Here is a 918-nt window from a genome sequence, read left to right on the forward strand (position 1 = left end):
CTATTATTGCAATAATAGTAGACAAAGATGTTTGGTTCCAAAAAAAAAGAAATTATAAACTTAAAACTAATAAAAAACAAATAATTGAATATGGAACTCCTTTAGTTTTAGCAATGATAATTACGTGGATTTTTCAATCTATAGATAAAATTACTATTAATAAATTTTGTGGTTATGAAGAAGTTGGTATTTATAGTGGAGCTATGAGTATTATTGTATTATTAAGTGCATTTCAATCTACGTTTACGACAGTTTGGATTCCTATAGCTTTCGAAAGATATTCTATTAATCCTAATGATAAAAATTTCTTTGTTAAAGTAAATAAATTAGTTTCTTTAATAATGTTAGTTATTTCAATAATAATACTAGCTTGTAAAGATATTATAATAATATTATTAGGAAATAGTTATAGACAAGCTGTATTCATATTCCCTTGTTTACTTTTTATGCCAATAATGTATACAATATCAGAAACAACGGTTTTAGGAATAAATTTTAAGAATAAAAGTAGAAATCACATATATATATCTATAATAGCAGCTGGCTTTAATATTTTAGGGAATATTTTACTTGTTCCTAAGTTAGGTGCAAAGGGAGCTGCAATTTCAACAAGTATAGCATATATTATATTTTTTATATTAAGAACTTATATTGCTAATAAATATTATAAAATTTCTTTTGCAATTAAAGAATTTAGTATAAGTATTTTTTTTATTTATATATTAGCTATATATTCAAGTTTTAATAAATTTAATTTTAATATATTAATACTAATTATAATATGCTTATTAATAGTATTTTTTCAATATAAAAATATTATTAAAGTATCGTTTAATATCATAAAAAATAAACTTTTTTATAAATTAAATAATAAAAGTGAGTTATAAAATATTATGGATTTATCTCAATATATTAGAT

The 918-nt window shown here is 19.9% G+C and carries 1 protein-coding gene; it reads left to right on the plus strand.

The window, feature by feature from the left end; all coding sequences use genetic code 11:
* Positions 1-887 (plus strand): lipopolysaccharide biosynthesis protein (locus tag GBZ86_RS16355; RefSeq protein ID WP_152892428.1); only part of this gene is annotated, 887 nt, incomplete at its 5' end.
* Between the last annotated feature and the right edge of the window lie 31 nt (positions 888-918).

The sequence above is a fragment of the Clostridium tarantellae genome (assembly GCF_009295725.1).
In the GTDB taxonomy this organism is placed as follows: Bacteria; Bacillota; Clostridia; order Clostridiales; family Clostridiaceae; genus Sarcina; species Sarcina tarantellae.